The organism is Vibrio sp. CCB-PB317, from assembly GCF_022808245.1.
Classification (GTDB): Bacteria; Pseudomonadota; Gammaproteobacteria; order Enterobacterales; family Vibrionaceae; genus Vibrio; species Vibrio diabolicus.
Window position 1 is genome coordinate 1 of sequence record NZ_JALGNU010000006.1, and the last position, 13,793, is coordinate 13,793.

At 40.6% G+C, this 13,793-nt stretch carries 15 protein-coding genes and 1 pseudogene; 1 reads left to right on the plus strand and 15 read right to left on the minus strand.

Going from position 1 to position 13,793, the window contains the following annotated elements:
- Window positions 1-659: 659 nt before the first annotated feature.
- The 8 genes from MTR11_RS23450 to MTR11_RS23510 all read right to left on the minus strand — a co-directional run bounded on the left by MTR11_RS23450 (window position 660) and on the right by MTR11_RS23510 (window position 6,198).
- Complete coding sequence (locus tag MTR11_RS23450) at window positions 660-1,157, minus strand: DNA topology modulation protein (protein ID WP_243328484.1); 498 nt, start codon at window positions 1,155-1,157, stop codon at window positions 660-662.
- Between the two features lie 143 nt (window positions 1,158-1,300).
- Window positions 1,301-1,966: a DUF6988 family protein gene (locus MTR11_RS23460; RefSeq protein ID WP_243328486.1), complete on the minus strand. Its 666-nt coding sequence runs from the start codon at window positions 1,964-1,966 to the stop codon at window positions 1,301-1,303.
- 519 nt (window positions 1,967-2,485) lie between these two features.
- Complete coding sequence (locus MTR11_RS23470; protein WP_031781252.1) at window positions 2,486-2,821, minus strand: energy transducer TonB; 336 nt, start codon at window positions 2,819-2,821, stop codon at window positions 2,486-2,488.
- A gap of 135 nt (window positions 2,822-2,956) precedes the next feature.
- On the minus strand, window positions 2,957-3,433 hold the full coding sequence (locus MTR11_RS23480) for a hypothetical protein (RefSeq protein WP_145473857.1): 477 nt from the start codon (window positions 3,431-3,433) through the stop codon (window positions 2,957-2,959).
- Between the two features lie 5 nt (window positions 3,434-3,438).
- Window positions 3,439-4,212 carry an SMODS domain-containing nucleotidyltransferase gene (locus tag MTR11_RS23485; RefSeq protein ID WP_243328487.1) on the minus strand — a complete coding sequence of 258 codons (774 nt, stop codon included), beginning with the start codon at window positions 4,210-4,212 and terminating at the stop codon, window positions 3,439-3,441.
- 140 nt (window positions 4,213-4,352) lie between these two features.
- A complete protein-coding gene (locus tag MTR11_RS23495; protein WP_243328488.1) occupies window positions 4,353-5,102 on the minus strand; it encodes an SAM-dependent methyltransferase in 750 nt (249 codons plus the stop codon).
- Between the two features lie 380 nt (window positions 5,103-5,482).
- Window positions 5,483-5,644, minus strand: a complete 162-nt coding sequence (locus MTR11_RS23505; RefSeq protein WP_243328401.1) for a hypothetical protein — start codon at window positions 5,642-5,644, stop codon at window positions 5,483-5,485.
- A 212-nt stretch (window positions 5,645-5,856) separates the two neighbouring features.
- Window positions 5,857-6,198 (minus strand): hypothetical protein, encoded by a 342-nt coding sequence (locus MTR11_RS23510; protein WP_243328489.1) that lies wholly within the window; start codon window positions 6,196-6,198, stop codon window positions 5,857-5,859.
- A 736-nt stretch (window positions 6,199-6,934) separates the two neighbouring features.
- On the opposite strand from MTR11_RS23510, the gene MTR11_RS23515 reads away from it, so the two are divergent.
- On the plus strand, window positions 6,935-8,248 hold the full coding sequence (locus MTR11_RS23515; protein WP_170890319.1) for an STAS-like domain-containing protein: 1,314 nt from the start codon (window positions 6,935-6,937) through the stop codon (window positions 8,246-8,248).
- A gap of 183 nt (window positions 8,249-8,431) precedes the next feature.
- Here the strand turns inward: MTR11_RS23515 and MTR11_RS23520 are convergent, their stop codons facing one another.
- From MTR11_RS23520 to MTR11_RS23575, 7 genes and pseudogenes are all read right to left on the minus strand, one after another.
- Window positions 8,432-8,980 carry a hypothetical protein gene (locus MTR11_RS23520; protein ID WP_025502382.1) on the minus strand — a complete coding sequence of 183 codons (549 nt, stop codon included), beginning with the start codon at window positions 8,978-8,980 and terminating at the stop codon, window positions 8,432-8,434.
- Window positions 8,981-9,199: 219 nt separating this feature from the next.
- On the minus strand, window positions 9,200-9,412 hold the full coding sequence (locus MTR11_RS23525) for a hypothetical protein (protein ID WP_025553613.1): 213 nt from the start codon (window positions 9,410-9,412) through the stop codon (window positions 9,200-9,202).
- A gap of 143 nt (window positions 9,413-9,555) precedes the next feature.
- Complete coding sequence (locus MTR11_RS23535; RefSeq protein ID WP_243328490.1) at window positions 9,556-10,014, minus strand: GNAT family N-acetyltransferase; 459 nt, start codon at window positions 10,012-10,014, stop codon at window positions 9,556-9,558.
- 736 nt (window positions 10,015-10,750) lie between these two features.
- Window positions 10,751-11,260, minus strand: coding sequence for a hypothetical protein (locus tag MTR11_RS24195; protein WP_319941541.1), 510 nt, complete (start codon window positions 11,258-11,260; stop codon window positions 10,751-10,753).
- A gap of 529 nt (window positions 11,261-11,789) precedes the next feature.
- Complete coding sequence (locus MTR11_RS23560; protein WP_243328492.1) at window positions 11,790-12,410, minus strand: ankyrin repeat domain-containing protein; 621 nt, start codon at window positions 12,408-12,410, stop codon at window positions 11,790-11,792.
- 108 nt (window positions 12,411-12,518) lie between these two features.
- The gene (locus tag MTR11_RS23570) at window positions 12,519-12,911 is read right to left on the minus strand and encodes a hypothetical protein (RefSeq protein WP_243328493.1); all 393 of its coding nucleotides are present in this window, start codon (window positions 12,909-12,911) and stop codon (window positions 12,519-12,521) included.
- A gap of 171 nt (window positions 12,912-13,082) precedes the next feature.
- Window positions 13,083-13,770 (minus strand): annotated as a pseudogene (locus MTR11_RS23575) (DUF4336 domain-containing protein).
- Window positions 13,771-13,793 lie beyond the last annotated feature (23 nt).

Consider the following 13,793-nt stretch of genomic DNA (forward strand, 5'->3'; position numbering starts at 1 on the left):
TTTGCTAAGGTGTGAGTAACGCAATACAAAAGCTACCGCACGATGCCTTAATCACTGAAGACACCGCATACCAAAAATGCCACGCGTTACGAATCACTCTTAAGCAACTTGTTAGTACGCTGCCCGTGAACATTTGGCACATGCCAAGATATTGAAATATAGCACGAAACTTCTGGCTTAAAATGCTGAAGCTAAAGGGACAACTGCCAAACTAGAACTCACTCTCAAAACGCAAGTTGGCGAGAAGAAAAATCTGCTTAACTGCCCTATTGTCGCCGTTTTCAAATTTGCAAAGGATACAGGCTGCAGAACTAAACGGCAGCGTCAAAGAAACTCAGTGTTTGACGAGAATTTCCCAACACCAAAGAAGCCGCACCAGAGAAATAGCCCGAAAGTTAGAAACCGTAAACGGTGAAATCAACGCGAACACAACTCATACAGTGCCACCGGAAAGAACGTGAAAGGCACATTTGACCAGGTGTAAAGCAAGGAAAAGAAACTGATAAACTCCGAAAATTTTACCGTTGATGCCAATCCAGTACTAACGCCCTGTTAAGGGGTGAGCAACGTAATACAAAAGCCGCCGCATACCACCTTAAACACTAAAATCAACGTATAGTAAAAATGCCACGCGTTGCGAATCCCTCTTGAACAGTTTGTTAACTGGATTTGCAAAGGCGGAGCGCTTGCTCTCCCGATTTTGCGATAATTACACGCTTATTTCTTGTAAGCGTCTTGAGTTTGTCCATTATTAGGGGTTTCGACTTTTTGGGATAGTCCCATAAAAATTTGATGAACTCGATATCAAACCTTTCACCGCAACCTTCAGCTAAATCTGGACGCTTACTACTTAATAATGTTCTCTTTAGTGCTCGATAGATACAGGTATATCGGTTTACATCTAAGAATATTACTGTGTCACAAGCTTCAAACCTTATATCAAGGGTGCTCTGATAATTACCATCGATAATCCAACACTCGCTTTCACAAAGACCTTTTTGAATTTTGACCCAGTCATCTTTTGGAGTTTTAACCCAATTTGGTTTCCAATATAGCTGATCGAGATGATGAACAGGCAAATTCAACTCTTTACCTAATAGTGCCGAAAATGTGGATTTACCCGAACCGCCGGAACCAATGACCGCAATTCTTTTCATCGGACTTACCTCATCATCAATCCAGTTAACGCATTGTTAAGGTGTGAGGCACGCAATACCAATGCTTACGCATAACACCTTAACCACTAAAGCCCACGCACAGTAAAAATGCCACGCGTGCCGAATCACTCTTGAACAATTTGTTAGCAATCGGTCCCAAACACTTTTGTGCAAGTTTGATTTGCTAATTTCTCGACATATGGTTCAAATTGTTTTTCACCAGAAAGCTCAACAAGCTCCGCGAGAACATACGTAGAAACTAAAACAGTTAACTGCAACAAGAACCTAACTTCTTGATCATCTATAGTAGGAGTTATAAAACCACCTTTAGAAATATGTCTAGAAGTAAGTTCTGACCCACCATGTGTAAAGTCATGTACAAAAGGCTTTAGCATTTCCCATAGTTTGCTAAAGAGCATACTGTCTTCATATTCCTCCTCTATAAGCTCAATATTCTTTCCTACCGCATTCCATTTATCTTTGTAAATCGCCTTATTCGCTTGATCTTTATTTGCGCATTTTCGGAGCCAAACTGCCCTAAAAGTGTTTTCTAAAGTAGGTCGAACCAAAGAGAATGCCGAAGCAAAATTTTTCTTTTCTACAAGAGTTTGCACCGCATCACAGTGGCTTATAGAAACAAAAAACATTGCGCTTATAAATTCGTTATGACCTCGCCTTTTAACTGAAATCTGCTCAGCTAATTTCCAAACAATATTCAAATGTTCTCTAATATCGAACACTAATTGCATAATTACAGAACCTAATTTTTCGGGGATTGCTAACGCCCGCTTAAGTGGTGAGCAACGCAATCCGATGTTTCCGCATACCACCTAAATCACTAAATTTACCGCAAATCACAAATGCCACGCGTTGCGAATCCGCCTTAAAGCGTTTGTTAGCCGTTTGCTCCGCCCTGTCGCGGCTTGCCGCCACCCCGCTCTAGAACCAAACCGCCGCACTGAATTTCGAAATGTCTGCTTGCTTAAACAACCAAGAAACAGCAACCTGGCGAAGAATTCAAATCATGCTGTAAAAGTTGAAACACTGGACACAAACAACGGGTGTTTCGGTGCGGGTAGCGAAGAAAACAACCCAAATTCATGCGGCTGGTTTGATGACCATACCCGATAATAACCACTGGCTATGAAAAGCGGATTTGGCGATTCAAACCTCGGACTGAGTACATTCGATGGGCAAAGGCGGCTAACGCCCTGCTAAGGGGTGAGCAACGCAATACAAAAGCCGCCGCATACCACCTTAAGCACTAAAATCAACGCATAGCAAAAATGCCACGCGTTGCGAATCCCTCTTAAGCAGTTTGTTATGTGTCAAATTTTAAACTCGAACTTAGCTTTTTTAGGGCCAGTTTCCCCTTTTTCGGAAGGCGCATACTTCCGTTTTGATAATATTCGCACAGCTTCAGCATCGAATACTCCTTTAGGTACAGAATCAGTAACCATTATGTCAATCACATCACCCTGACTATTAATATTAAACGTGAGTACAACAGTACCGACTAATTTGTTTTTCCTTGAACCTTTATGATTCCTAGGCGATACACTGTCCCGAGCTTTGTGTTCTCGATAATTTGGGGAACTAGCACTTTCAATTAAACCAGCGCAGCCAGACAATAATGCCGCTATAAATAATATTAAAATCTTCATACTTAATCTTTGACAACATAACGCCCTGTTAAGGTGTGAGCAACGCAATACCGATGCCGCCGCATACCACCTTAAACACTAAACACAACGCATAGTGAAAATGCCACGCGTTGCGAATCACTCTTAAACAGTTTGTTAGCAATATTCCCCACCTAACCAGCTTAAGTTCATTTCTTGCTTTATTCGCTTCTGAGTTTTTTTGTATGCTCTCTTACCAATTGGATAATCTTTAAATTGCTTACGAAGTTCTAACCACTCTTGCGACAACACACTGTATTGTGCAGAATCCTCCAACAAATAAGCAGCTTCTACTTTGTCATAGAGATTTTTGATGTAATCTGCCAGTTCCCTATAGCCAGATGACTTTTCGAAGTCTTTTTGGTCAATTAAAGCAAGAGCTGAACCTATTAATGCTATAACTGCAATTAACTTCAAAAACAACGCTGGCACCTCTTCATCAAAGCCTATCGAGATAATACTAAATATTATTGGCAAGGATAAATACAGCTTGTATTTTTGATCTAACCAATCAGCGTGCTTGTGAAGCCCTTTAAAAGTATAAGCAGCATCCTCACCTAGACGTCTTAAGAGTTGTTTTTCATTCTCATTCATACTATCTACTCAGGGAAATCACAACCGAATATCGATGTCCGACAAAGCTTAGCAAACTCTTGTTCAGAGAGTTGTTCAAGTTGAAACTGATTCATGTTATTTACTGTCCAACCAAGGCAACGAAACATTTGCTGTACACCATCACGATAGTTTGACATGTATGATACATTTCGAATTGCTATGTCTTCAATCTCATATGATTTAATATCACGAATGTTATTATTATTTTTGGCATGTTTAATCATTTTTATTAGTGGGGTAAGTTTACCATTTAATCGTGTGTTCGCTTGTGAAAGCCTAGACTCAGCGCGCTTAGGATCATCCGTTAACATCCACTCGTTAGTGCCTTGTTTAGGAATATAATACCCTTGTTCTGGATAATAGCCGGCAGGAATTGCAGGTGTTAGCTCAATTTTGCAATGAGCAAAGTCAAGCGTGACACATGGTTTGTCTTGTCGAATAACACTATTCGGATAGCTGCTATTTAAATCTCTCTTTAATTGAGCTAAAACCGCATTAGGTGTTGTTTCATTGTTGTTTTTGTTTATTACGACAAAGGCATCAACATCACTTAGAGGTCGAATCATAGTGTTACGCTTGTATGAACCAGTCAAAAATGATTCTTTAACGTAGTTTAGTGGTTGTAAATTACGCTGCCGCAAATGCGTATGGCTTGAAATTATCTTGTCTTTCTGACCTTGAGTCAGCTCTATATTCTCACGAAATTTCTCGAATTTTGATTGCAACCCTGTTCGAGGTTGTGAATACATCGAATACATACTTCTATCTCTCCTTATATTGCTAACGCCTTGTTAAGGTGTGAGGCACGCAATATCGATGCTTCCGCATGACACCTGAACCACTAAAACCACCGCATAGTAAAAATGCCACGCGTGCCGAATCACTCTTGAACAATTTGTTATGCCTTTTGTGCTTTTATTAACCACCAAGGTCTACCGTCAAACAATCTAGACCCTACCTCATTTGCTTCGTTTAGAAGAAGATCTACAACTTGCTCCGATAGTTCCGCTCTCAGTCGCTGCTCATTCGCTAACCATTCATGATAGATTGAAGCCCAGTACTCTGAAACACCTGCTCTCTCTATAACTTCAGCTGAATTTACAAAGCCAGAATATGTTAAAGCCTTGTTCCAAGTCTTGCCCAAACGTTTGAATTTTGAAGAGTTAGCTAAAGGGGCACGGGTAGTAAAAAATAACTGCCCACCGTTGTTTAAATGCTCATATATATCTGTTAAGACCGAATATTCATCGCTTGCAAATGGTAGTGCATCAATACTAACTACCATGTCGAAATTACCCTCGAGTTTTTTAATGTCATCAAACGAAGCAACTTCAAAACTCACTTTTTCACATAACCCTTGTTTCTCTGTTCTTTCCCGAGCGAATTGTATTGCTGCAAACGAGCGATCTAATCCTACAACTGTACAACCAAACTCTTTTGCCAACCAAACACTCAAACCACCTGACCCACAACCAAGATCTAAGATCCTTTTAGGTTTTAAATCTCTGATAGTCTCAACTAGGCTTGCTAATAATTCATTTGTACAACTACTGTATGGTTGAAGATCTTGTGGATAAGAATCACCTACAGCTTTGACCCAGAGGGAATTAAAGAACGTATTTTGAAGTCTCTCTTTATAGCTATCCATGCTTTCTCCGAACTGTCAGAATACCTTGAGGCATAACGCCCTGCTAAGGGGTGAGCAACGCAATACAAAAGCCGCCGCAAACCACCTTAATCACAAAAATCAACGCATAGTGAAAATGCCACGCGTTGCGAATCCCTCTTGAGCAGTTTGTTAGTTTGCAAACCCAAGGAGTTGATTTTACGTTATTTTAAATTTTGAAAACAATAAGCTTTATGTGCTTTGATGCACTTAAGTCAGGCTTAGTCTCGAAGCGGCTATTCAATGAAGCCACTTGGAACAAACAACGTGGCAGAAACCGAACTCACAACACCAAAAAACGCTTTTGGAAAACCAATCTCACAGTGCGGACTTTCAACAAAGCCACTGAAACCATGTGGAACTTACCACACCAGAGAAAGCGTTACTTCAGCGAGCAAATCGGCTTTTGTAGAGACAAACTCAACGAGCAGAGTTTCAACAAAAAAGTTTAACTCAGTTAACCCAAAACTCGCCGCACCAAAGAATAAATCAAGCGGTGCCTGATTTGGACTTTGACCACACAAATTAACACTGAAATTGAACGCCGATACAACAATTTCGACTTTGAGCTTTTCCCACTAGGTCTTGTGATACAGCTGCGTTTTTCCTCTTGCAAACTAACGCCGCGTTAAGGGGTGCCGGCACGCAATACATAAGCCTCTGCAAAGCGCCGTAAACACTGAACCCAACGCATGCTAAAAATGCCACGCGTGCCAAATCCCTCTTAAACGCTTTGTTATGTGCTTAACTGCACCTTATTGATTTTTAACCAAAATGACTCTTGGCATTGATTCGTAAAGTTCTTTCTCTTGGGCGCTACATTTAAAAAGCCAGGCTGTTCTGTTACGTCATATGAAATCCAGCACTCCTCACAAACTGCTTCCGTAATATGACCGGATAGTTCGCGCTCAGTTAGCTTTCTAACAGCAACACCATTGTTAAACTTTACGAACAACTCACTATTTTCCATGAGAATGCCGTCTTCTTCGGAAGTCTGTTTGTTTAATACTTTCTCTACTATCGACAGGCCATCAGGCTCTTCTTTCATCGCCGATATATACGTGAACAAGTTATTCATTACACCTGCCTATTTGAGATTATGAGCACATAACGCCCTGTTAAGGGGTGAACAACGCTACCACCCCAGCCTAAACCATTGTGCCGTAAACACTAAAACCAATTCAAACCAAAACCGCCAAGCGTTGTGAATCCCTCTTGAACAGTTTGTTAGTTGCCAAGACTAAGGCTTTAACTTGAAGTTGATTGCAGCTTTGCCAACACCCATATTTCGTATTTTGAGAGACTTAAATCAGGCGCAGTTTAAAAACGCCTGTCACTGAAACCACTTGGAATTTACAACACCGTAGAAAACGGACTTTGAACACCAAACAAACCTTTTTGAACGACAATGCAGCAGAGCAGACTTTCAACAAGCTAATCAGCGTCTGAAACAGAAAACTCAAACCGTACAAGGAACCAAAGCACGATTTTCACAAACCCAAATAACTAGAAATTGAAAAACGAAAACCTAGCCAAAAACACATGGAGATTAGCCTTAAACATTCTGCTTTAGGTAAGTTTTTCTCGTTGGCAACTAACGCCGCATTAAGGTGTGAGTAACGCAACCATGAAACCCAACCGTACCACCGTAAACACTGAACCTATAGATTAAGTGAAAAATGCCAAGCGTTAGGAATCACTCTTAAATGCTTTGTTAGGCAACATTTTACGGATATCACAATTGCAAATGTTATGCCTTGGGTTTCATTTTCCAATTAGATAAGCTAGCACAAACTCATAGAAACATGCTGCATATGGATTATAAAAACACACTTGCCACTTTAAAGAAGCAGATTAAAGACGAAAATACAGTATATATAACTCTACCTGATGGCTTCAGTTTCAAAACCCAAGGGGTCTTTGATTTTGACAGGTTTGTTAAGTTCTTTGATTGGTCGCTTGAAAACAAGCGAGTTTATATTGATATGACCGAATGCAATGGTGCCAATTACCAAGCGTTGTCTCTTATTGTGCTGTATGCATGGCGACTTAAATCACAACGTTGTACTGTGACTTTCAAAGAGTCAGATGCAGCACAGGGGGCCAGCAGTATGTTTCGATCTCTTGGGGCCAGAGGGACATTTAATGTAATGATGCACGAAAACCTCAACTTTAATGGCAGTCAATACAAACCGTTATTTGCTTTGAGAAATACGAAAGATTTCAAGCAAGTAATCGAAACTGCTGAATCGTACACTGACGACTTTAATGTTGAGTTTACGAAAACCCTCAGGTATGTACTTAGTGAACTACTATACAACACTTTAGAGCATGGACAAGCTCATTATGAGTATGGTCAACGAATGCATCGATTACCTTCTTTGTGTCAGTTTTCTTGGTACAAAAGTAAGAATGAAGTTTCATTTATCATTGCAGATACAGGGATCGGTATTAAGGAGCACCTAGAGCAAGCTTATCCTGGGCAGGACAGCCATGCAGATGCAATTCTAAAAGCAATGAAACCTCAGGTTTCAGGGACATTCGGAAAAAATGATCCTTACAAAGACAAAAACAACGCTGGTATTGGATTATTCCTGTCAACTAACATTATACGGCGACTAAATGCAGACATGCATATTGTCTCCGGAAATGGCGTTGTACATATATCTCCACGAGACATTACGACTAGAAATATTGAGTCTTATTGGCCAGGGACATTCGTGCTAGTAACAATCAAAGTAGACCTAGAGCCATCCGAGCAAACTTTAGAACAGATGCTGAGAGGTTTTAGGGAAGAGGCATTATCAGAGCAAAATCGAGCAGATGGACAAGAACAAGACTCTCAACTGTACGTCAACATCTCAAATTACTTCGGTTTTTTCGCCGAAGATAAAGAATCAGCGATCCGCTTCAAAAACGAACGTATATTCCCCGCATTAGAAGCTGGTAAGAAGATACTACTTGATTTCAAGGGAGTTGAAAGTTCACCACACAGTTTCTTGAGTGCTCTACTTGCTTCTCCAGTGAAATCTACAGGTATGAAAGCTTATAAAATATTTAAAGTTGTTAATGCAACCGCTGATATACGAGAGACTCTGGACTTTATTATGGATGAAAACACCGATTAATAACTGGCAAACCGGCTGCATAACGGCCGGTTTGTTGCCTAACGCCGCGTTAAGTAGTGAGCAACGCAAACCACCCGACTTAAGGCATTGTTCCGTAAACACTAAATCCAAAGCAAACCGAAAATGCCGAGCGTTGGGAATCTGCCTTAAACGCTTTGTTAGCACACATTTGTAAGGGGATAATTATTTCAATTTCTCGAATCTGCTATTTGCTAGTGCTGACAATTGAACGCTGTCGATTCTCAATGAGAACTTTTCTAACTTTGATGTGTCTAGTAATTGGCATCCCATACTAACTCTCAGCTTGCTATCCTTTGACAACAGCCCATCATCTACTTCCATGAGCTTGCCAAACACTTTCTCTTCTCTTGTTTGAGCAACAAAATTGTACTTTTCAGTTAACGCTTGAGAATAACCTCGATAAAGAGCGAGACACTTTTCACGTGTCAGGCTTGTTCTGTCTGCTAGTACCGAATAAACCAATTGTTCTTCCAGCAAGATCTGCAATCGAACTGTATCAAAGTGCGATTCTTCGTCTGTCGACTGATCGTATTTAATAACTCGAGTGGGATAAGAAAAATCAAGTTTTAGTTCGTTACTATCAACCGTAGATTCGACTAAGGCAAGTAAAGGAATACTATTGACTACATCTGCTTCCATTATCTCGCTTTCATCGCTACAGGATGCACAAAAGAGAACTAGAGAGGCTATTCCTGCATTTCGAAATTTCATCTAATGTCCTTGTTTCCACCGAGTGTGTGCTAACGCCGCGTTAAGGGGTGAACAACGCAAGCCACCAAACCTAAATTATTGTGCCATAAACACAAAAGCTAAACTTAGAACCAAAATTGCCAAGCGTTGAGAATCCCTCTTGAACGCTTTGTTATGTTCGTAGCTATTTGAAGCCACTGATATTTACAAAACTACGTCTGGTCGATGCAACAGACTTGCTCACGCTAGGTGCTGCAACACTTCAATTTGAATGTCTCTCAGTAAATTTTGAGTATGCTCCGACTGTAAATTAAGTTCGCACCAGCCATCAGTTCCCATATATTCAGCAGAAATATAGCTGATATTTTTAATACCACTTTCATTGTTGAGGATTCCAGATAGTCGGAAAATACCTAACTTTGTGTGGATTCTGCTAATTTTGAAGTTTTCCATAAACCTCCAAGAACATAACGCCCTGTTAAGGGGTGAGCAACGCAATACCAAAGCCACCGCATACCACCTTAAACACTAAAACCAACGCATAGTGAAAATGCCACGCGTTGCGAATCCCTCTTGAACAGTTTGTTATGTGTGTGCTAATTGAGGTACTTTTGCCAATGTTGCTGCCCTTTCAAAGCGACTCTGTAATCTTCGTAGTCCAATGAACTGTAAAGCTTTTTAGCTGCAACATTATCATCACCGACCTCTAATGTGATTTTGAGGTAATCATTATCACGACAATACCGTTCGATACCATTCATCTGCGCCTTGCCAACACCTTTACTGCGAAAATTGTCCGACACCATAAAGTCATGGATATTCATCACTCTTTGCGCACGATAAGTTGAGAACGATTCAAAGCAAACCGCAAAACCGGCGGGCTTATCGTCGACAAAACTGATAAATCCGTGGAGATAAGGCAATGAAAATAGCTGAGCAATTACTGCGAGATCTAGCTCAACGGAGAGTTCAGATAGGTACTCTCTAAACAAAGCCTCGAATATACCTTTGTCCTCAATGCTTTCTGTTTCGATACGCCTGATTGTAATTTCCATATTCATTTCCACCAAAGCACATAACGCCCTGCTAAGGGGTGAGCAACGCAATACAAAAGCCGCCGCAAACCACCTTAATCACTAAATTCAACGCATAGTAAAAATGCCACGCGTTGCGAATCCCTCTTGAGCAGTTTGTTAGTTTGCAAACCCAAAGCGTTCATTTTAAGTCATTTTAAACTTTGCAAACAATAAACTTTATGCACCTTAATGCACTCAAGTCAGACGTAGTCTAAAAGCGGCTAGTCAATGAAACCACATGAAAGAAAACGAACTCACAACACCAAAAAGCGCTTTTGGAAAACCAATCTCACAATGCTGACTTTCAACAAAGCCACTGAAACCACATGAACTTATCACACCAGAGAAAACGCCATCTCAGCGAGTAAATCGGCTTTTGTACCAACAAACTCAACGAGCAGAGTTTCAGCAAAAAAGTTCGACTCAGCGAACCCAAAACCCGCCGCACCAAAGGACAAATAAATCTTTGAAAATATGTAATTTTTTTGGATGTTTATCACGTTAATCAACACTATGGTTGAACGCCGATACGACAATTTTAACTTTGAGATTTTACCACTAGATTTTACGATATAGCTGCGTTTTTCCTCTTGCAAACTAACGCCCTGTTAAGGTGTGAGCAACGCAATACCGATGCCACTGCATACCACCTTAAACACCAAAACCAACGCATAGTTAAAATGCCACGCGTTGCGAATCACTCTTAAACAGTTTGTTATGTTCGTAGCTTTTGTAGTCCTCGAATCGCCCTGCTAGTCGACTCTACCAAGTCAGTCCGTTTCAACTTTTCTCGAATTGCCAATGCTTCTATGAACCGTTGCTCTGCCAGTTTATAGTTGCCAACCTCAACGTTCAATTTACCCAAATGCTGCAAGCTAAAACTCAAAGAAAGCTCACAAGCAAAGTCCTGGCTTTTTAAGAATGCTTTTTCAGCGCCAATCATGTCACCTGAATATTGCAGAGCCATACCTGAAACATGGGTTGACCAGAACTTGTTCTTAACGCTAGACGTTGAAGTATGCACTTTGGAAGCCATCCGATAAGCTAACCCACAAAGCCCAATGATTCGTAAACAATCGGCTATCAAGATTAGCTGCCATTCTAGCTTCTCTTTTTTGTTTGAAAGCTTGAATACGAGGGCTTTATACAGCTTTACAACAAGTTTCTGAAAAACGCCAAAAGTTACCCTGTCCCTTTGATATTCCACCATGTCCTCCAAGAACATAACGCGCAGTTAAGGTGTGAGAGACGCACATGCACCCTAACCTAAAATAAACTCTGATAAATCCGTGCCTATTTGGGCACTAAAACCCCAATGCGTTTCGAATCGCCTTGAACGTCTTGTTATTCCGCAACTAAAGTCGGCTATGTTTACGCCTAATCTTTTGATATGACGAGAAATTTTCGGTATGCAGGCAAAAATCGAAGCCGAAGTATTTGGCAGCTCACTACCTTAAATCGCTTTAGCGTCACTCTTTAATTGCTGCGCCATATTAAGGTGCGCTTAAAGCGCTTTAAGGCTAGCATGGAAATGACCAATATTCGCCCTTTTCGCCGCTTTTCCACCCTATTACCCCGCCACTTTCACTCTTAGGCTACAACCACGTACATTCAGCCTGAGAGATCCGTTGCGGAAATAACGCCCTGTTAAGGGGTGAGCAACGCAATACCGATGCCTCTGCAAACCACCTTAATCGCTAAGACCAACGCATAGTAAAAATGCCACGCGTTGCGAATCCCTCTTGAACAGTTTGTTAGGTGGGATTTTCGCACGCCATAAGCAATGCTTTCAGCTCTAAATTCAATGAAGCCTCACCAATTTTTCTTGCTGAATTTCCCAATTGATTGCGGTAATTACAATCGGCTCCCGCCTCTAATAATAACCTAACACCTTCAATATTCTCATTGATTGCAGCAATCATTAATGGTGAGTTGTAAACATACTCCTGAGTAAGAAGTAAATTGGGATCACCTCCATTATCAAGAAGTAGCTTTAATATTTTGTTATTGGAGAAGTTAGCAGATGCAAAAACTGGGCTATTCCCGTCATAATTCTGTATGTTGGGGAGCGCACCACTTGATAGTAAAGTTTTTACCAGTTCATGGTCACCAAGAAATGACGCCATGAGTAATAGTGACGCTCCACATGAATTGACTGTATTAACGTCCATTCCCTTCTTCAACAAACGTTGAGCATACGAGCTGCTTTTTCCCTCAATCATCTGATAAATTGCGATATTTATAGGACTACTAGGGTCGTTTCTGCTTTTGCAAGAACTTGAATCACTTGTCAAAAACACTATGGATAAAGCTGCTAGTAAAAATCGCTTCAAAATAATCCCTCCTAACGCCGCATTAAGGTGTGAGCGACGCAATACTGAAGCTCCGCATACCACCTTAATCACTAAAACCAACGCATAGTGAAAATGCCACGCGTTGCGAATCACTCTTGAACAGTTTGTTAGGCAAATAGTCAAAGTGATTTAATGCCTCGACCCAATATCATGATCTTCATCACCGCCCTCAATTAACCTTGTTAATTCATCACACAAGACTAAACGATTATTATGTATCGTGAGCTGGGCTATAACTTTGACTTTTATAATCGAGCCATCTTTTTTGTGGGCTGTTACTACATGATTACTGAAAAGAACATTGCCCTCTTGAACCAAAGTAAGAAAGTTGACATCTAATGTACTAATAACTTTCTTCTGTGCCTCTATATGATTTACAAAGCTATCATAATCCAACTCCACTCCATCCACTTTTTGTATATAAGATGGGTCGACGTACTGCTCAATTAATGCAACATCTAACTCTGGCGCCATAAGAACATCTGTAAATAAATTTTTAATAAGTGCTTTTTCTAAACTCATTTCAATTATCACCTCACCAATATTTGCCTAACGCCGCATTAAGGGGTGAGCAACGCTAATCACCCAACCTAAACCATTGTGCCGTAAACACTTAAGCTAATTCAAACCAAAACTGCCAAGCGTTGAGAATCCCTCTTAAATACTTTGTTATGTGATTTTCTCAAAGGTTTCTCATACTAACCATTTGAAAGACTTTTGTAAGAATTTATCTGCATTTTCAGTGACGATTTCACCGTGAGCCATGACCAATATTTGCGGGTTCCAAGACAACAACCTATTGAGGTGTTTCCGCGCGTCCGCTTTACCAAACATGAAGCTTAAACGCCAATCCAAAGGCATTTTCCCTTTAGGGGCAAGTATACCAACACCTTTGGCCACAAACCCGTTGCCAGTAGTTAAAGTCTTTACCTGAAAAGTTCTCAACCAAGTCAGTAACAATTAACGTACTTGAACTGCTATGGTAAAACACACACTCTTCCATTAACGGAGAACCAGAAAATAGTTCTTGTTCAATGTCTGGAGCCCAAGCATAACTTTGCGAGTTATTAAGAGATGCATGAAAAGAGATATCGCTACGCTTTTTAATCACCTCGCTTGTCCCAAGGACTTCTGCGTTTGGATACGCCGCAATCCATTCAGATAAGAACAAGTGGTGTAAATGATTGGGGGCAATTAAATATTTAACAGAACCGAGACTGTCAATTTGCTCCGTAATTGACTCAGACAATTTAATTGGACTATGAACCCATAGCTCTCCACTAGAAAGTCTAACAACCGTCATTCGAGTGGAAAAAGGTAACCCTAAGAACTGAACAGGTTCACCATCAAATATCCATATTTCATGCGCTAATTTTTCCATGTTACTCCAATCACATAACGCCC